Raw genomic sequence first — 17485 nt, forward strand, 5'->3', positions numbered from 1 at the left:
TGTCTCCGGAATTCGGGAATTAGTTTTTTTTGCCGAGTATAGGAAGCCGATTTGCGATCGTAAAATCACGAATACACAACTCCGGTATCTGAAAATCAGATGGCGTTCGATCTCACGCTCAGGCAGTTGCGCTACTTCGTCGCCGCCGCGCAAACGGGCCAGTTCTCGATGGCGGCGGCCAACGAACACGTATCGCAGTCGGCGATCACGAATGCGGTGCTCGCGCTCGAAAGCGCGCTCGGCACGAAGCTGTTCGAGCGCCTGCCGCAAGGCGTCGCGCTGACGCCCGACGGTCAGGATTTTCATAACCATGCGCGCCGCGTGCTCGACGCCGCGCGCGATGCGATGCACATGCCGCCGTTTCGCGCGCACGACATGCGCGGCGTCGCGCGAATCGCGGCGTCCTATACGGTGCTCGGGTATTTTTTGCCGGAACTGCTCGCGCGCTTTCGTGCGACGTATCCGTTCATCGATTTCGATCTGCGTGACATGGAGCGGCCGCAAATCGAAGAAGCAGTCGCGAATGGCGATGTCGATATCGGCGTGGTGCTGCTATCGAATCTGCAGCGTCCGAATCGTTTCGACAGCCAGGTCTTGATGCGTTCGCGCCGGCAACTGTGGGTCGCGCCGATGCATCCGCTCGCGCAGCAGCACGCGGTATCGCTGAAGGATATCGCCGTGCATCCCTACATTCTGATTACCGTCGATGAAGGCGAGCAATCGACGATGCGCTACTGGCACAAGAAGCGCATCGAACCGAACATCGCGTTTCGCACGAGTTCGATGGAAGCGCTGCGCGGACTCGTGGCGCATGGCTTCGGCGTCACGGTGCTATCGGATATGGTGTTTCGGCCGTGGTCGCTCGAAGGCAAGCGCATCGAGGCGCGGCCCGTCAACGACGCGATTCCTCATATGGAAGCAGGCATGATCTGGCGCAAGGGCGCGACGTTGAGCGCCCCGTCGACCGCCGTGCAGCAGTTCCTGATTCATGCCTGTGGTGCTTAGTTCGAACTCAATGCGAAATGCTTTCGAGCGATCGCCCGAGCGTGCGCGGTCCCATCGATCCGATGCAGATCATCACGATCAGCATCGCGCCCGCGATGAAGCCGAACACGCCGGTCACGCCCGCTTCCTTCAGCACGAACGCGATCACGAACGAACTGAACACCGCCGATAGCCGGCTCCACGAATACACGAAGCCGACAGCGCGTGCGCGGATCGTCGTCGGATAAAGCTCTTGCTGATACGTGTGATACGTGAACGAAATGATGTTGCCCGCGAGCGTCAGCAACACGCCGAGCGTGACGATCATCACCGCCGCCGACGCCTGGCTGAACAGCAGGCCCGCGACGATATTCACGGCCGCCATGAGCACGATCACATGCTTGCGTTCGAAACGATCGGCGATCCAGTAGCCGAGCAAGGGACCGATGGGCGCGGCAAGCCCGATCACCGTCGTATAGAGCAGGCTCGACGTGACTGTCACGCCCTGCTTGACGAGCAGTGTCGGCACCCAGTTCGCGAAGCCGTAGAAACCGACCGTCTGACAGATATGAAAGACGATCAGCATGAGCGTGCGCTTGCGATACGGCGGCTTCCACATATCGGCGAACCCGGCCTTTCTTGCAATGGGATCGGAAGGACCCGGCGCGGGCAACGGCTTGCCGTACTGAAGCGCGACCGTGTCTTCGAGACGGCGCAGCACTTCGTCGGCTTCGTCGATGCGGCCTTTGCTCGCGAGCCAGCGCGGGCTTTCCGGCAGATTGCGCCGGAAGTACCAAACGAACAGCGCACTCACGCCCCCCGCCAATGCGACCCAGCGCCAGCCATCGAAGCCGAACGGCGCGCGCGGCACGAGCAGATACGAAAGGAACGCGACCACCGGCACGGCGGAAAAGCCGATCGCCTGACACACGGCGAACGCCCTTCCACGCAGATGTTTCGGCGCAAGCTCGGACATATAAGTACCGATGGTCACGAGTTCCACACCGATGCCGAGCCCCGACACAAAGCGCCAGAAGTTGAGCCACAGTGCCGTGTCCTGAAACGCCATCACGGTATTCGCCGCGACGTACCAGAGCAGCGAATACGTGAAGATCGCGCGACGTCCGTAGCGATCGGCGAGAAAGCCGCACGCGATCGTGCCGATGAACAAGCCGCAGAACAGCGCGGCGATGAAGCTCGCGACGCCCGTCGTGCCGAAGAGACCCGCGGTCGTCGATGTGAGAATGCCGCTCTTCACGAGACCCGGCGCGATATAGCCGGTGAAGAGCAGATCATATAGCTCGAAGAAGAAGCCGAGGCTCAGCAGAAAGACGAGTTTCCACACCGCGCGCGTGGCGGGAAGCCGGTCGAGGCGTGCCGAGATGCCCGCCGTGTCCGCGATGGCGGGCGCGTCCGTGAACGCGCTGCCGGCGGCGTCGTGCAGACGCGAAGTGCCCTGCATGATGGCCATTGCTTGTCTCCTGAATGTATTTTGAAGCCGCATCGATGGCGGCTCTGTCATGCTGCGTGCTTACTGCGTGAAGCGTTCTTGCAACTCCGCGAACGATGCGATGCGGCCGATAATTGCGCTTGCAACTACCGTCGGCGGGCTTGCGAGCCATACTTTCCCCGGACCCGAGCGGCCCGGAAAATTGCGATTGATCGCGCTGATGGTGACTTGTTCGGCCTGTGTCGACGAACCTGGTCCGCAGTTCGCGCACGCACCGCACGACGGTTGCAGCAGAATCGCGCCGACGCGCTTGAACGCATCGACATAGCCTTGCGCGATGCAATAGTCGCGCACGTCCTGCGTGCCGAATTGCAAATAGAGCGTCACATTGCCGGGCACGCGCAAGCCGCGCTTCGCCGCCCACGAAAGCACTTCGTGATAATGATCGAAGTCCTCGCGCTTGCCTGCCGTGCACGAACCGCCATACGCGATATCGATGACCGGCCTTTCATCGAGCGCTTCAAGCGCGATGCCGTTGCCCGGATCGCCGGGCGCGGCGAGCATCGGCGTGAGACGCGAGCAATCGATCGCGATGACATCGGCGTAGCGCGCGCCTTCATCGCTTCGCATCCATGGCTCGATCTTGAAGTCGATGCCGCGCCGCGCCTTCAGAAAGCGCACGGTTTCATCGTCGGGAGCGACGATGCCCGTGAAGCCGCCCAACTCGGCCGTCATGTTGGTGAGCGTCGTGCGCGCATCGGTCGAGAGGCTCGCGATGGCCGTGCCCGCGAACTCGAACACCTTGCCGACGCCCGCGCCCGCGCGTATGCGCGAATCGGCAAGCAAGTGAAGCACGATGTCCTTCGCGGTGACGCCCGCGGGAATCGGTCCCGATAGTTCGATGAGCAACGATTGCGGCACCGTCATGCGAACCGCGCCGGTGACGAATGCGTTCGCCATGTCCGTCGTGCCGACGCCGAACGCGACACATCCGAGCGCGCCGCTATGCGGCGTATGCGAATCGGTTCCGACGATCACGTGGCCGGGCAACGCGTAGCGCTCGGCCATCATTGCGTGCGAGATGCCTTCGGAGCCTTCGTCGAGCTCGCTGTTCGCTTCGCTCAGATAGCCGTGATTGCGCACATCGTAGTCATGCGCGAACGTGCGATGCGCGTCCGATAACTCGCGCACGTTCGGCAGCAGCCCGTTCCCGATATGCAGTTCGCTGCGATGCGAATACGACAGATGATCCTCGAACGCGAGCATGCTGCGCGGTTCGTGCAGCGTCAGCGGGCGGCCGAATGCCGCGTGCAGCATATGCGCGGCCATGCCCGTGTAGTACTCGTGGATGAAGCGCCAGTCCGCGCGCACGAAGATGCCGTTGCCCGCTTCGAGCGATGCGTTGGTCACATCGGTCGTCAATGTGTGACGCGCGAGAATTTTCTCTACGAGCGTGCGCGGCGCTTCATCGTGCGATGCTTCGCCGATGCTGACTCGTTGCATATGCAACTTTCCATAGCGCAACAGTCCGCCGCTCGTAAGGATCGCCGCCGCCAACGGATCGCGATCCGCAACGAGTTCATCGATATCGATAGCCTCGCCGCGCCGGATGCGTTCGATCAGGCCGAAATCCGTCGACGTGAAAAGCCCGAGATTGTCCGCGTTCTGCCGATAGATGCGTTCGAAGCTCCGCGCGATCACGAGCCGTATGCCCGCGTGATATTCGGCGAGCGGGCTATGTTCGCGCGACGAGCCTTTGCCATAGCGATTGCCCGCGACCGTCACCTGAAAGCGGCCCGCGCGCACGGCATCGTGGCCGATCGGATTGCGCCCGCCCGCATGAAACCCGACATACGGGCATTGACCGAGCCGCTCGTCGAAACGCGTGAGCACGCTGATCGGCGTGATTTCGTCGGTGGACACATCGTCGCGCAGTGCGCCCGCTTCATCGAGCGTGAGATCCTCGCCGGCGAGTTGCTGCTCGACCTTCGCGGCGTCCGCGCTCAGAAACAGGATTCTTCCGCTTACATTCAGATTGGCCATCGCATTCTCCTCGACGCCAATCTAGACGCACCCGCGCGCGTGCATGAAGTGTTCGTTCGGCACTGGGGCCATCGCGAGACGCGATGTCCGTGTTAACCCTCGCCGACGAGCGTATCGATCAGCGCCTGCACCGCCTTCAGCCGCGAAGACTTGCGCGGCGCATGAACGCGCAGGCATCGTCCGCTGCCCCACGTTTCGCGCAACGGCACGCGCACGAAATTGCGCGAACCCGCGAACGCCGACGCCGCGCTCGTCGGCACTATGCCGATGCCGAGTCCCGCTTCGACCATGCGGCATTGCGCATCGAAGCTGTTGACTGTGACGGTCACGTTGAGCGGCACGCGCGCGGCATCGGCGTGTTCCTTCAAGGTCTGATCGAGCGAACCGCCCGCCTGCAACGCGACGAGCGGAAAGCGCGTCACTTCGGCGAAGCTCAACGCGTCTGCTTGCGCGAGTTCGTGACCGGGCGGCAGGACGACCATCAGCGGATCGTCGACGAAGCGCCATGTATCGAGACCCGCATGCGCCTTCGTGCTCGCCGATATCCCGACATCCGCGCGATCGTCGAGACACGCGCGAATCACTTCATCGCTGATCTGTTCCGTCAACGCGATCTCGACGAGCGGATAGCGCGCCTTGAACGACGTGAGACGTTCAGGCAGAAAGCCGACGATCGCCGACGCATTGGCATAGAGCCGCACGACGCCCGCGATCTGGCCGCTCATCGACTGAACTTCGCGCGCCATGCTCTCGAGCTGTCCATGAATGGAACGCGCGCTCGCATAAGCATGCTGCCCCGCTTCGGTCAGTTGCACGCCCGAGGGCGAGCGAATGAGCAGCGCGACGCCGATGGCCGCTTCGAGATCGGCGATGCGCCTGCTCAACGCCGATGGCGCGATGTGACTGCGGCTCGCGGCGCGCGCAATCGATCCCTCCTCGACGACCGCGATGAAGAGTTCGAGACTGTAGGGATCGATTCGCATGGCTGTCGTGTTTATCGTCCGCCGGATAACGACGTGATGATTGCATACGCCGCCTTCACACGCTCTTCGTTCGGGATGTTCCTGTTCGCGAGCATCACGATGCCCACGCGCGCTTTCGGCACGAACGCGATATAGGCGCCGAAGCCGTTGGTCGAGCCGGTCTTGTTGATCCACACGTCGTCGCGCGGCGCTTGCGGCGGATCGATGCGCGTGACGGGCGTCGCGTTCAGGATCATCGACGACGAGTTTCCATCGAGCAAAGGCTGTAACGCGACCGGATACGGATACTGTTCCCAGATGAGATCCTGCGTCATCGGGCCGGCCTGGAAATAGCCCGTGTGCGTGGCATCGACGGCGCGCTGAAACGCCGGATCGATACGCACCAGGTTCATGTTGATCTGCAGAAAACGCGTCATGTCCGCAGCCGTCGATCTCACGCCATAAGCCTCCGGCGAAAGCACGCCACCTTTCATGCGTATCGGCGCGTCGTCTTTCGTATAGCCTTGCGCGTAATCGCGCTGCTTCGAAGCGGGCACGTTGATGTAACTCTGCTTCAGTCCCAGCGTGGGAAAGAGACGCGTCTCTATCAGCGCTGCGAAGTCCTGCTTCATGCTCTTCGCCGTGATGAGGCCAAGCGTGCCGATGCCGGGATTCGCATACGTGCGGATCGTGCCGGGCGGCCGGGCCGGACGCCATGTTTTGAAGTACTGCATCAGTTGCTCGTTGTCGTGAATCTCGTCGGGCACTTGCAGCGGCAAGCCGCCCGGCGTGTGCGTGCCGAGATTCAGCAACGTCACCTTGCCGAACTCCGTCCCATCGAGCGATGGAAGATACTTGCTCACCGGATCGTTCAAGGAAAGATCGCCTTCGATCTGCGCATACGATGCGAGCGTCGCGGTGAACGTCTTGCTGATCGAGCCGAGTTCGAAGAGCGTATCGCGCGTGACGGGCTGCTTCGTCGCCTTAGACGCCACGCCGTACTCGAACACATAAGGCTTGCCGTCGACGACGACGCCCACGGCCATGCCGTGAATGCCGTGTAGCGCCATCAACGGCTCGATGGTCTGATCGACGGTCGACTTGATGCTCGCTGCATCGTCGGCATAGGCGGCGCCGGACATCGCGCCAAAAGAAAAAATGGCTGCTGCCAAAAGACTCAGCGCGCGAAACTTCATTGTCTTGATCCTTCGTTCTGGTTTGCATGATTGGAACGAAGCGAAATATCCGCTCTTTTTCGCGCCTCGACAATCGAGGATAATTTGCCGCTGGCAATAGAAAAACTTATGCGAGCCATGCGACCTCATCTTCCCCTGAATGCGTTGCGCGCGTTCGAAGCGTCGGCGCGGCATCTGAGTTTCACGCGCGCCGCGCAGGAATTGAACGTCACGCAGGCGGCCGTCAGCCAGCAAGTGCGCGCGCTGGAGGAACGGCTCGGCACGCCGCTTTTCAGACGCCTCCCGCGCGGCCTCAGCGTCACCGACGAAGGGCGCGCGTTACTGCCCGTGTTGAGCGATGCGTTCGGCCGCATCGAAGCCGTGCTCAAGCAGTTCGAAGGGGGACACTTTCACGAAGTGCTGACGGTGGGCGTGGTCGGCACGTTCGCGGTCGGCTGGCTGATGCCGCGCATGAAGGCGTTTCGCGAGACGCATCCGTTCGTCGAGTTGCGGCTCTTCACGCATAACAATCTCGTCGATCCCGCATCCGAAGGGCTCGACTTCGCCATCCGCTTCGGCGCGGGCGTCTGGCCGGCGACGCATAACGCGCTGCTGCTCGATGCGCCGCTCGCCGCGCTGTGCGCGCCCGACATCGCGCGGCGTCTTTACACGCCATCCGATCTCGTCAATGAAGTGTTGCTGCGCTCCTATCGCGCGGACGACTGGAGCGACTGGTTCGACGCCGCGGGCCTCGACGCATGGACGATGAACGGTCCCGTCTTCGATTCGTCGCGCCTGATGGTGGAAGCCGCCGTGCAAGGCGCGGGCGTCGCGCTCGCGCCGCCGCGCATGTTCGTGCGCGAGTTGCAGGCCGGGCTGCTCGTGCGTCCGTTCGATGTCGAAGTGAGAACCGGCAGCTACTGGCTCACGTGGCTCAAGTCACGGCGTCTTTCGCACGGCATGAAGCTCTTTCGCGACTGGATCGTCCGGGAAGCGGCCGAGGCCGTTTAGCGGCGCAGGCGGCGTCTGCCTGCCGCGAGATCGTCCGCGAGCGGCACGGACGAGAACAGCAGCAGCAACGCGGCGAGCGGCACGGTCGTCGCGAAGCCGAGATGCGCGAAGCCGATCGCGCCCGCGAAACCGCCGAGCATGAACATCGCGAAGAGCGAACTCAGCAGCGCGAGACGCGCGTGATTCGCGCGCACATAAGAGGCATCGTCGCGCGCGACGCCGCGGTTCCAGTAAAGGCTCTTGCCGATCTCGATGCCGATGTCCGTCACGAGACCCGTCACATGCGTCGTGCGGATCTCCGCCTTCGATATCTTCGTGATCATCGCGTTTTGCAGGCCCATCACGAAGCAAAGCAGCGCGACGGTCAACGGCACATCCCACACGCGATGCGTCTCCAGATTGGCGCCGAGCATGCCGAACACGAGCAGAAGCGCCGCTTCGAGCAAAAGCGGCGTTGCGAACACGCTATGCGCGCGCCGCTGCCGTCCCCAGTTGATGAGCACCGCGGAAGTCGCCGCGCCGCCGAGGAACGCGCCGACCGCGCCGATCGCGGAAAAGACCAAGGCGATCTGGCCGAGCACGAGGTTATCGGCGATGGATGAAACGAGCCCCGACATATGGGACGTGTATTGTCCGACCGCGAGAAAGCCGCCCGCGTTCGCGGCGCCCGCGACGAAGGCGAGCGCGCAGCCTAGACGCCGGTTGGCGGAATCGGTGCGGCTGGGCGAAGTCAAGCCACGGATATAGGCAATCGGCATGGCGGCTCGGGCAGGATGATCGAGCCGAAAAGATAGCACGCCAATTTGCCTCTCCGGGCATGCCTACCGTACGCAATCTGAAAGAAAAAACATAAGTCGATAGCATGCTAACGAATAGAGTTCTCGCTATAATCCCGCCGCATGACTCATCTCGACTTTCTGCGCCGCTCCGTGAGCAGCACGCTCGTGCTTGCCGCGCGACGCTGGCGCCGCACGAGCCACGGCGTGCTCGCCTCGTACGGCGTGTCGGAAGCATGCGCCGTGCCGCTGCTCACGGCCAACCGGCTCGGCGAGGCGGTGCGTCAGGTGACGCTCGCGGAGCATGTCGGCATCGAAGGGCCATCGCTCGTGCGGCTGCTCGATCAGCTTTGCGCGGCCGGACTCGTGCGCCGTGACGAAGATCCCGAAGACAAGCGCGCCAAGACCATCACGCTTACCGACGAAGGCCGCGCCGTCACCGCGCGCATGGAAGAGCGTCTCGTCGCGCTGCGCGCGCGGTTATTGAAGGGCGTGAGCCGCGAAGACCTGGAAACGACATTGCGCGTGCTGAACGTGTTCAGCGCGTCGCCGGATGCGAAGCTGCTCGCGGCACTCGAAGCCGGCGATCAAACCGCAAAGCCGGCGCGGTCCGCCGCAAAGCGCGGAGCATAGCGCCATGTCCTTTCCATCCGCGCGCGAGTGGCTCTTTTCCGCCAAGACCTTCGCCGCCGCGATGATCGCGCTCTACATCGGCCTCAGACTCGAATTGCCGCGTCCTTATTGGGCGATGGCGACCGTCTATATCGTGTCGAATCCGTTCGTCGGCGCGACGCGCTCGAAGGCGCTGTATCGCGCGCTCGGCACCATGATCGGCGCGGCGGGCGCGGTGTTGATCGTGCCGCCGTTCGTCGAATCGCCGTATCTCTTCAGCGTGAGCGTCGCGTTGTGGACGGGCACGCTGCTCTTTCTCTCGATGTTCGACCGCAGCGCGCGCAGCTATGTGTTTCTGCTCGCGGGCTACACGCTGCCGCTGATCGCGCTGCCCGCCGTCACGAATCCGACGGCCGTCTTCGATCTCGCGATCACGCGCACCGAAGAGATCCTGCTCGGCATCGTGGTGGCGAGCGTCGTCGGCAGCGTGGTGTTTCCGAGCCGCCTCGCGCCGACGCTCATCGAACGAACGGACGCATGGTTCCGCGACGCCGCCTTCTACGCGAGCGAAACGCTCTCGGGGCATATCGCGGGCGCCTCCATATCGGCGGCGCGGCAGCGGCTCGCGGCGACCGTCAACGGACTCGAATTCCTGCTGAGCCAATTGACCTACGATCACACGCGGCCCGACATCATCCGGCGTGCGCGCGCGTTGCAGGGACGCATGCAGATCTTTCTGCCGCTGATTTCATCGATGGCCGATCCGCTCATCGAACTGATCGGGAAGCACGGCGAGCATCCTGAAGGGCTCGAAGCGCTGTTGAAGGACGTCGCCGCGTGGGTCGGCTCGCCCACGCCGCGCGCCAAAGAGGATGTCGCAAACGACCGTGCGCCCGATGCCTTCCGCGAGCGCATCAATGCGATGCGTCCGCCCGTCGAAGCGCTCGCGAGCGCGGACGGCGCGCTGCTCTCGAATGCGCTGTGGCGTCTCGGTCAGGTCATCGACGTATGGCAGGACATTCGCGCGTTGCGTGCGGCCATTCTCAACGAGACGAGCGAATGGCGTCCGCACTTCCGTCACTGGCGTTTGGGCGGCACCGCGCGCTTTTTCGATCGCGGCATGATGCTCTTTTCGACCGGCGTCGCGGTGAGCGCGATCATCGTTGCATGCGGGTTGTGGATCGAATCGGGATGGAACGACGGCGCGGCCGCCGTGACGCTCGCCGCCGTCGCGTGCTGCTTCTTCGCCGCGCTCGACGAGCCCGCGCCGCAAGTGTTCACGTTCTTTCTCGCGACGTGTCTGAGCGTCGTGCTCGCCGGACTCTACGTGTTCGCCGTCTTGCCGCACGTACACGATTTCCCGATGCTCGTCGTGATTTTCGCGGTGCCGTTCCTTATCATCGGCACGCTGATTCCGCGCCCGCGCTTCACGCTCGTCACGATGCTCACGGCCGTGAACACCGCAACCTTCATCAGCATCCAGAGCGCCTACGAAGCGGACTTCTTCGTGTTCGCCAACAGCAATCTCGCGGGCGTCGGGGGCCTGCTCTTCGCATTCATCTGGACGCGCATGACGCGTCCGTTCGGCGCCGAACTCGCGGCCGCGCGTCTCACGCGCTCGGCGTGGGCCGATATCGTGCTGAGCGCGTCGCCTTCGGTGCTGATCGCGGATCAGCGCAATCTCTACGCACGCATGCTCGACCGTCTGATGCAGCTCTTGCCGCGTCATGCCGCGACGGACTCGCATCGTCATCCGTCGATCGAAAGCTTTCGCGATTTTCGTGTCGCGCTCAATGCACTCGATCTGCGCCGCACGCGCCGCAAGCTGCCGCTGGACATACAGACATCCGTCGACGATACGCTCGACGCACTGCGCCGTTACTTCGAATCCTGCATCGCGCGGCGCGCACGACAGCCGGTGCCGCCCGAGCTGATTCGCAGCATCGATGTGACGAGCGCTCAGGTCACGTCGCGCGCGCTCGAGCAGTCGCAGAATGCGGCCGCGGAAAGATGGCTGCGCGACACGCTGCACGCGCTCGTCGGCATGCGGCTCTCATTGCATCCGCCCGCGACGCAGGAAGAGCCGGCATGATCTTCGTCACTCATTCTTCATCGGAACGCCATACATGATCGGCGAAATCGACATTCTCGGCGTCTTCGTGCCCGCCGTGCTCGTGCTGATGTTCATCGCCTATCTGTTGAATCTGGCGATTCGCAACGTGCTCGCGCGCGTCGGCTTTTATCGTTTCGTGTGGCACCGTTCCATCTTCGATCTCGGCATCTATGTTCTGGTGCTGGGCGTTGTCGTCATCGTTTCGCAGCGGCTCATCTCGTGAAAAAAACCTGGTTCTCTCTCGGACAGATTCTGCTTACGCTCATCGTCGTCGCGATTGCGTGCGTCGTGTTGTGGAAGCTCGTCGATTACTACATGTTCGCGCCGTGGACGCGCGACGGCCACGTGCGCGCCGATGTCATTCAAGTCGCGCCCGACGTGTCCGGCCTTATCACCGACGTGAAGGTCGCCGACAATCAGCAGGTGAAGAAAGGCGACGTGCTCTTCGTGATCGATCAGGCGCGCTACACGCTCGCGCTGCGCAATGCGCAGGCGACCGCGCAGCAACGCCGCGCCACGCTCGATCAGGCGCGTCGCGAAGATGCGCGCAATCGCGCGCTCGGCAATCTCGTCGCGCGCGAAGTCGTCGAGGAAACGCATTCGCGCGTCGAGCAGGCGACAGCCGCCCTCGCCGATGCCGAAGTCGCCATCGATACCGCGCGCCTGAATCTGCAGCGCACGGAGATCGTGAGTCCCGTCGACGGTTATCTCAACGATCGCGCGCCGCGCACCGGCGAATTCGTGTCGGCGGGACGCGCGGTGCTGTCGGTGGTGGACATGCAATCGTTCCGCGTCGAGGGTTACTTCGAGGAAACGAAGCTCGGCGGCATCGATATCGGCCAGCCCGTCGATATCAAGGTCATGGGCGAAGCCAACATTTTGCGCGGTCATGTGCAGAGCATCGTCGCGGCGATCGAAGACCGCGACCGTCAGCAAAGCCCGAGTCTCCTGCCGAACGTGAACCCCGCGTTCAGTTGGGTACGTCTCGCGCAGCGCATTCCGGTACGCGTCACGCTCGATGAGATCCCCGCCGACTTCCGCATGATCGCGGGACGCACGGCGACGGTTTCGGTGCGGGGCATCGGGCCGAAGATCGGCAAGCGCGCGGCGTCGGAGACGTCGCCCGCATCGGCGCCCGCGCCGACTTCGAGCACGTCGGGCACATCGCGATGAACGGCACGCGCATCATGAAAGCGATCGCCATCGCGGCTTCGTCGGCCTTCGCGCTCTTCGGCTGCACGACCCTCGGACCGAACTACACGCTGCCCGATAACGCCGCGATCAAGGCGCCCTACGCGAACGCGGCCATCGACGGCGCGGATCGCGCGCCCGTCACGCAAGGCGAAGTGCCCGCGAAATGGTGGCGTCTCTATGACGATCCCGTCGTCGATCAGCTCGTCACGCAGGCGCTCGCATCGAATACGGATTTGCGCGTCGCCGCCGCGAATCTCGCGCGTTCGCGCGCCGAAGTCGAGTTCGCGAACAAGCAAGGCGGATTCTCCGGCAAGACCTCGGCCGCGTTTCAGCGCGCGCAGGAATCGGCCGAGCAATATCTGTTGTCGGAGAAGCTTCCGGTCGTCAACGAAGGCGCGCTCGATCTGTCCATTTCCTACGAGATCGATCTCTTCGGCAAGCTGAAGCGCGGTGTCGAAGCAGCGAACGCGGACGATGAAGCCGTCGAGGCCGCGCAGCATCTCGCGCGCATCACGGTGGTCGCGGATGTCGTGCGCGCGTATGTCGAATCGTGCTCCGCGGGCGAAGAGCTGGAGATCGCGCAGAAGTCGTTCAACCTGCAGAAAGAGCGCGTGAAGCTCACGCAGCGTTTGCGCGACGCGGGCCGCGGCAATCAGTCGGAAGTCACGCGCGGACAGACTCAGGCCGATACGCTCGCCGCCGACATTCCGCGCTTCGTCGCGCGCCGCCGCGTCGCGCAGTATCGGCTCGCGATGCTGCTCGCGCGCGCGCCGTCCGACTTGCCCAAAGCCGCGCTCGCCTGCAAGAAGCTGCCGAAGCTGCGCGCGCCGATTCCGGTCGGCGATGGCGCTGCGCTGCTGAAGCGCCGTCCCGATGTGCGTCAGGCCGAACGGCAGCTCGCGTCGTCGACGGCGCGCATCGGCGTCGCGACGGCGGCGCTGTATCCGTCGGTGAGTCTCGGCGCATCGGTGGGTTCCGTCGGCATCGCGGAAGACTTGTTCGGCGCGAACACGAACCGCTGGGCGTTCGGGCCGCTCATCAGCTGGAGCTTTCCGATCAACGGTCAGCGCGCGCGCGTGACGCAGGCGGAAGCATCGGCGAGCGGCGCGCTCGCGCATTTCGACGGCGTCGTGCTGAAGGCGCTGCAGGAAACGCAAAGCAGCCTCGCGACCTACGCATCCGACACCACGCGCGCCGATGCATTGCGCACCGCGTATAAATCGGCGATCGAATCCGCCGATGAGACGAATCGCCTGTATCGCGCGGGACGCGAGTCCTTCCTCAACGATCTCGATGCGACGCGCACGCTCACCGGCGTCGCGGCGCAGGTCGCGGCCGCCGAAGGTCAGGTCGCGATCGATCAGGTCAACCTCTTTCGCGCGCTCGGCGGCGGCTGGGAAACCGACGAAGCCATCGCGCAGAATTCAAAGGGCAAATAGCGCGCGCGAGCCACGGCTAAGGGTCGCATAAGTTTCGCCGGATACGATCGGCCGGATCATCGTAACCAGCGAAACTGCCGCATGAATGCACTCGAAGCGCTCAACCGCGCGTGGTTCCTTGCGATCAACGCGCGAGCCGCCACGCCGCTATGGCAAATCGACGTTGCCATCGCCATCGCCGAAGATCTCGTTTATCTCATTCCCGCGCTGCTCGCGTTCATGTGGCTCTTCGGCGGCCGCCTTCAACGCGGCGCGGCCGTGCGCGCGTGCTGCGTCACGTTCCTCGCGCTCGGGCTCAATCAGCTGATCGGCATGCTGTGGATGCATCCGCGGCCGTTCATGATCGGCCTCGGCCATACGTTCATCGAGCATGTGCCCGATTCGTCGTTTCCGAGCGATCACGGGACGCTCTTCGCCAGCGTCGCGCTGACATTGCTGCTTGCGCGTCTCTGGCATGACGGCCTGCTTGCCGCGCTCGCGGGCGTCGCGGTCGCGTGGGCGCGGGTCCGCATCGGCGTGCATTTTCCGCTCGATATGGCGGGCGCAATCGGTGTCGCGTGCATCGCGTATGCGCTCGTCGCGCCGCTCTGGGCGCGTGCCGGAGAAGCGCTGATGCGCTTGCTGATTGCGCTCTATCGCAAGGCCGCGTCGTGGCCGATTCGCCGTGGCTGGCTCGCGCCTTGAGTTTCAAAAGCGCGGACGCGCGTTCGTCTTGATCGCGTAGCCCGCGCGGAAGGCCCGCGCATCGCTCATCGACGTTCGCCAACCATGACAAGCCTTCAAGGTAGCCCCATGCGATTCGATCTCGCCAGCTTCACCGATCCGGGCGGTCGCAACAGCAACGAAGACCGGCTCGTGCTGGTCGCGCATCGCCGGCTGATCGCGGGCATCGTCGCCGATGGCGCGGGCGGTCTCGGCGGCGGCGACGTCGCGGCGCAACTCGTCGTCGACACCATGCGCGACGTGCTGCGCGATTGCGCGACGCGCGGCGAGAGCGTCGAAACGGGACAACTCGCCGATGCGATGCTCGCCGCGAACCGCGCGATCGTCGATGCGCAATCGGCCGGCGGCACGCGCGAACGCATGCGCTCGACCGCCGCGATCCTCACGATCGACCCGCAAGGCGCACACGCGAACTGGGCGCATTGCGGCGACACGCACATCTACTGTTTCAGGAACGGACGCATCGTCCTGCAGACGCTCGATCAGGGCAGCGCGCAGCCATACCGGCTGCGCAGCGTGATGCACACGGCGCTCGGCACCGACGACGAACTGAAGATCGAAGCCGCGCGCGTGCCCTTTCCGATCGAGGATGGCGACGCGTTTCTCGTCTGCAGCGACGGCTTCTGGGAACATCTCGACGAAGCGTCGATGATCGATTCGATCGACGATGCCGGCGACGCCGCAAGCTGGCTCGCCGCGCTCGCGGCTCGTGCGCGCCGCAACGCGCCCGCCGGCGCGGACAATCTGAGCGCGATCGCGTTGTGGGCGGGCGCGCCGCGCGTCAGCCGATAGGCGCGGCGCAGGCGCGGCCGGACGCGACGATCCGTCCCGCCATGCTGCTCAAGAAGCCCGGAAGTTCCGCCGCGGGCATCGGCCGGCTCAGCAGAAAACCCTGCATCTGATCGCATTCGAGTTCGCCGAGCGTGCGGAATTGCGACTGCGTTTCGACGCCTTCCGCGACGACCTCGATCTGCAACGCGCGCGCGAGCGTCACGACCGCCGACAGCAACGCGCTGCCGCGCTGCCCGGACGAATCGAGATCGCGCACGAAGGAGCCGTCGATCTTGATCTGATCGAAACGAAAGCGCTGCAGATAACAGAGGCTTGAATACCCGGTGCCGAAATCGTCGATGGCCACGGCGTAGCCGCGCGCTTGCAGCGCCTCGATCGTGCGGCTCGTCCGTTCGATGTTCTGCATCGCCGTCGATTCGGTGATCTCGAACATGAGGCGCGACGGATCGACGCCGGACGCGGCGATCAGCGCATCGACGCGCGCGACGAGATCGGGCACGTTGAACTGGATCGGCGACAGATTCACCGAGACCGAGATCGCCGGCAGGCCGTCCGCGTCCCATCGCGCGATGTTGCGGCACACTTCGCGCAACACCCAGTCGCCGATTTCGACGATGAGGCCGGAGCGCTCGGCGATCGGAATGAATTCGAGCGGCGCGATTTCGCCGAGCTCCGGATGACGCCAGCGAATCAGCGCCTCGACGCCCGTCACCGATTGCGACGCGACGCTGAACTTCGGCTGAAACGACAGGCTCAACTGGTCGTCGCTCAACGCGCGATGCAGGTCACGTTGAAGGATCAGCGACCTGAGCGCCGTGTGATTCATCTGCGGCTCGAACACGCGGACCGTATTGCGCCCGCTCTGCTTCGCGGCGTACATGGCGGCGTCGGCGCTGTGGAGCAGTTCGTCGGCGTTCGCGCCGTCGCGCGGATGAAACGCAATGCCGATGCTCGCGCTCACGCGCAGCGGCAAGCCGTTGACGACGATCTCCTGCGAGAGACGCCCCAGCACGCCATTGGCGACCGTCATTGCCGCCGAGGTGTCCGCCGCGTTCCCGACCACGATCACGAATTCGTCGCCGCCGAGCCGCGCGACCATGTCGGTATGGCGCAAATCCTCGCGCAGACGCTCGGCGCATACCTGCAGCAGATCGTCGCCGACGCCATGACCGAGCGAATCGTTGATCGACTTGAAGCCGTCGAGATCGATGAAGAGCACCGCGAACGGCGACGCGCGGCGCGCGCCGTCTTCGATCGCCTGCGCGATGCGCAGCGTGAGTTGCTGGCGGTTCGGCAACCTCGTGAGCGCGTCGTGCGTGCCGAGATAGCGCAGTTGCCGGTTCGCGCGCTTCAGCGAGATCGACAGGCTGCTCGTGTGGAGCGCGAACAGCGCGAGCGTGCCGACGAGCACGGTGAACGACATCGCCGTGACGACGAGCGCGAGCCAGTTCGCGTCGAGTTTGGCATCGGCGAGGCAGAGGCTGCCCGGCGCGAAATTGGCCGCGTCCATGCCCAGATAGTGCATGCCGGTGATGGCGACCGCCATGATGATCGCCGCGCCGAGCCGCTTGACGACGCGGTTCTCCACGTTCGACGCGCGCAGCGTGAACGCGAGCCAGAGCGCGGCCATCGACGCGAAGATCGCGACCGCGACCGACAGCGCCACTTTCCAGACCGTGTAGTCGATTCCCGGCGACATCTCCATCGCGCGCATGCCGGTGAAGTGCATCGCCGCGACGCCGACGCCCATGATCGTGCCGCCGACGACGAGGCGCGGCCACGATAGCGCGCCCCGGCTCGCGGTGGCGAGCGCGATGAACGACACGCCGATCGCGAGCACGAGCGACGCCGCCGTGATGGACACGTCGTAGCCGACGGAAATCGGCAGCGAGAACGCGAGCATGCCGATGAAGTGCATCGACCAGATGCCGACGCCCATCGACACCGCGCCGCCGGCAAGCCAGGCGGGGCGGCGTTTCGCGCTCGCAAGCGCATTCAGGCCGCCGGACAGCTCCATCGCCGTGTAGGACGCGAGGAACGCGACCACCAGCGACAGGCAGACCAGCAGCGGATTGTAGACACCAGTCATCGGCCCTCTCTCGTTTCTTGTCAGTCTTTTGCGACTGCTTTTTCTTGCGGTTCGACCGCCTCAGGCCCACGCCGAGATGACGCCCGGCGCTCGATTCCTCATGCGCTATCGGCCGGTCAGCC

At 64.2% G+C, this 17485-nt stretch carries 15 protein-coding genes; 9 read left to right on the forward strand and 6 right to left on the reverse strand.

The annotated features are described in order from the left end of the window. Positions 1-99: 99 nt before the first annotated feature. Entirely contained in the window at positions 100-1005 is a 906-nt protein-coding gene (locus NCS02_RS21620; RefSeq protein WP_008348350.1) for a LysR family transcriptional regulator, read from the forward strand. Positions 1006-1012: 7 nt separating this feature from the next. Here NCS02_RS21620 and NCS02_RS21625 read toward each other — a convergent pair whose 3' ends face one another. From NCS02_RS21625 to ampC, 4 genes are all read right to left on the reverse strand, one after another. Beyond that, positions 1013-2455, reverse strand: coding sequence for an MFS transporter (locus NCS02_RS21625; RefSeq protein WP_250519976.1), 1443 nt, complete (start codon positions 2453-2455; stop codon positions 1013-1015). Between the two features lie 60 nt (positions 2456-2515). After that, a complete protein-coding gene (locus NCS02_RS21630; protein ID WP_250503305.1) occupies positions 2516-4477 on the reverse strand; it encodes an aconitase family protein in 1962 nt (653 codons plus the stop codon). Positions 4478-4569: 92 nt separating this feature from the next. Beyond that, positions 4570-5460: a LysR family transcriptional regulator gene (locus NCS02_RS21635; RefSeq protein ID WP_250523286.1), complete on the reverse strand. Its 891-nt coding sequence runs from the start codon at positions 5458-5460 to the stop codon at positions 4570-4572. 11 nt (positions 5461-5471) lie between these two features. Beyond that, positions 5472-6635 (reverse strand): class C beta-lactamase, encoded by a 1164-nt coding sequence (gene ampC, locus NCS02_RS21640; RefSeq protein WP_250523287.1) that lies wholly within the window; start codon positions 6633-6635, stop codon positions 5472-5474. Positions 6636-6743: 108 nt separating this feature from the next. Here ampC and NCS02_RS21645 point away from each other — a divergent pair, with 108 nt between their 5' ends. Further along, positions 6744-7625: a LysR family transcriptional regulator gene (locus NCS02_RS21645; RefSeq protein ID WP_008348361.1), complete on the forward strand. Its 882-nt coding sequence runs from the start codon at positions 6744-6746 to the stop codon at positions 7623-7625. Here the strand turns inward: NCS02_RS21645 and NCS02_RS21650 are convergent. Next, positions 7622-8383, reverse strand: a complete 762-nt coding sequence (locus tag NCS02_RS21650; protein WP_008348363.1) for a YoaK family protein — start codon at positions 8381-8383, stop codon at positions 7622-7624. The genes NCS02_RS21645 and NCS02_RS21650 overlap by 4 nt on opposite strands. A 141-nt stretch (positions 8384-8524) precedes the next feature. Between NCS02_RS21650 and NCS02_RS21655 the strand changes: the two genes are divergently transcribed. The 7 genes from NCS02_RS21655 (at position 8525) to NCS02_RS21685 (ending at position 15274) form a co-directional block, all read left to right on the forward strand. Beyond that, on the forward strand, positions 8525-9034 hold the full coding sequence (locus NCS02_RS21655) for a MarR family winged helix-turn-helix transcriptional regulator (protein ID WP_008348365.1): 510 nt from the start codon (positions 8525-8527) through the stop codon (positions 9032-9034). Positions 9035-9038: 4 nt separating this feature from the next. Beyond that, positions 9039-11105, forward strand: coding sequence for an FUSC family protein (locus NCS02_RS21660; protein ID WP_250503307.1), 2067 nt, complete (start codon positions 9039-9041; stop codon positions 11103-11105). A 34-nt stretch (positions 11106-11139) separates the two neighbouring features. Continuing rightward, positions 11140-11349, forward strand: coding sequence for a DUF1656 domain-containing protein (locus NCS02_RS21665; protein WP_008348368.1), 210 nt, complete (start codon positions 11140-11142; stop codon positions 11347-11349). Then, a complete protein-coding gene (locus NCS02_RS21670) occupies positions 11346-12299 on the forward strand; it encodes an efflux RND transporter periplasmic adaptor subunit (RefSeq protein WP_008348371.1) in 954 nt (317 codons plus the stop codon). The genes NCS02_RS21665 and NCS02_RS21670 overlap by 4 nt, the downstream gene beginning before the upstream one ends. A gap of 14 nt (positions 12300-12313) precedes the next feature. Then, the gene (locus NCS02_RS21675) at positions 12314-13759 is read left to right on the forward strand and encodes an efflux transporter outer membrane subunit (protein ID WP_502800894.1); all 1446 of its coding nucleotides are present in this window, start codon (positions 12314-12316) and stop codon (positions 13757-13759) included. An 81-nt stretch (positions 13760-13840) separates the two neighbouring features. Then, complete coding sequence (locus tag NCS02_RS21680) at positions 13841-14443, forward strand: phosphatase PAP2 family protein (protein WP_175981113.1); 603 nt, start codon at positions 13841-13843, stop codon at positions 14441-14443. 108 nt (positions 14444-14551) lie between these two features. After that, the gene (locus tag NCS02_RS21685; RefSeq protein ID WP_008348376.1) at positions 14552-15274 is read left to right on the forward strand and encodes a PP2C family protein-serine/threonine phosphatase; all 723 of its coding nucleotides are present in this window, start codon (positions 14552-14554) and stop codon (positions 15272-15274) included. Here NCS02_RS21685 and NCS02_RS21690 read toward each other — a convergent pair. After that, the gene (locus NCS02_RS21690; protein ID WP_250457322.1) at positions 15264-17363 is read right to left on the reverse strand and encodes a putative bifunctional diguanylate cyclase/phosphodiesterase; all 2100 of its coding nucleotides are present in this window, start codon (positions 17361-17363) and stop codon (positions 15264-15266) included. The two genes, NCS02_RS21685 and NCS02_RS21690, sit on opposite strands and share 11 nt — an antisense overlap. Between the last annotated feature and the right edge of the window lie 122 nt (positions 17364-17485).

Origin of the sequence: Caballeronia sp. NCF2, assembly GCF_023631205.1 — a bacterium.
GTDB classification, from domain to species: domain Bacteria; phylum Pseudomonadota; class Gammaproteobacteria; order Burkholderiales; family Burkholderiaceae; genus Caballeronia; species Caballeronia zhejiangensis.

Excerpts from the sequence above, each read along its gene's own strand:
- NCS02_RS21620 (WP_008348350.1), top strand. The coding sequence starts at position 100 with ATGGCGTTCGATCTCACGCTCAGGCAGTTGCGCTACTTCGTCGCCGCC.
- NCS02_RS21625 (WP_250519976.1), bottom strand. The coding sequence starts at position 2,455 with ATGGCCATCATGCAGGGCACTTCGCGTCTGCACGACGCCGCCGGCAGC.
- NCS02_RS21630 (WP_250503305.1), bottom strand. The coding sequence starts at position 4,477 with ATGGCCAATCTGAATGTAAGCGGAAGAATCCTGTTTCTGAGCGCGGAC.
- NCS02_RS21635 (WP_250523286.1), bottom strand. The coding sequence starts at position 5,460 with ATGCGAATCGATCCCTACAGTCTCGAACTCTTCATCGCGGTCGTCGAG.
- ampC (WP_250523287.1), bottom strand. The coding sequence starts at position 6,635 with ATGAAGTTTCGCGCGCTGAGTCTTTTGGCAGCAGCCATTTTTTCTTTT.
- NCS02_RS21645 (WP_008348361.1), top strand. The coding sequence starts at position 6,744 with ATGCGAGCCATGCGACCTCATCTTCCCCTGAATGCGTTGCGCGCGTTC.
- NCS02_RS21650 (WP_008348363.1), bottom strand. The coding sequence starts at position 8,383 with ATGCCGATTGCCTATATCCGTGGCTTGACTTCGCCCAGCCGCACCGAT.
- NCS02_RS21655 (WP_008348365.1), top strand. The coding sequence starts at position 8,525 with ATGACTCATCTCGACTTTCTGCGCCGCTCCGTGAGCAGCACGCTCGTG.
- NCS02_RS21660 (WP_250503307.1), top strand. The coding sequence starts at position 9,039 with ATGTCCTTTCCATCCGCGCGCGAGTGGCTCTTTTCCGCCAAGACCTTC.
- NCS02_RS21665 (WP_008348368.1), top strand. The coding sequence starts at position 11,140 with ATGATCGGCGAAATCGACATTCTCGGCGTCTTCGTGCCCGCCGTGCTC.
- NCS02_RS21675 (WP_502800894.1), top strand. The coding sequence starts at position 12,314 with ATGAAAGCGATCGCCATCGCGGCTTCGTCGGCCTTCGCGCTCTTCGGC.
- NCS02_RS21680 (WP_175981113.1), top strand. The coding sequence starts at position 13,841 with ATGAATGCACTCGAAGCGCTCAACCGCGCGTGGTTCCTTGCGATCAAC.
- NCS02_RS21685 (WP_008348376.1), top strand. The coding sequence starts at position 14,552 with ATGCGATTCGATCTCGCCAGCTTCACCGATCCGGGCGGTCGCAACAGC.
- NCS02_RS21690 (WP_250457322.1), bottom strand. The coding sequence starts at position 17,363 with ATGACTGGTGTCTACAATCCGCTGCTGGTCTGCCTGTCGCTGGTGGTC.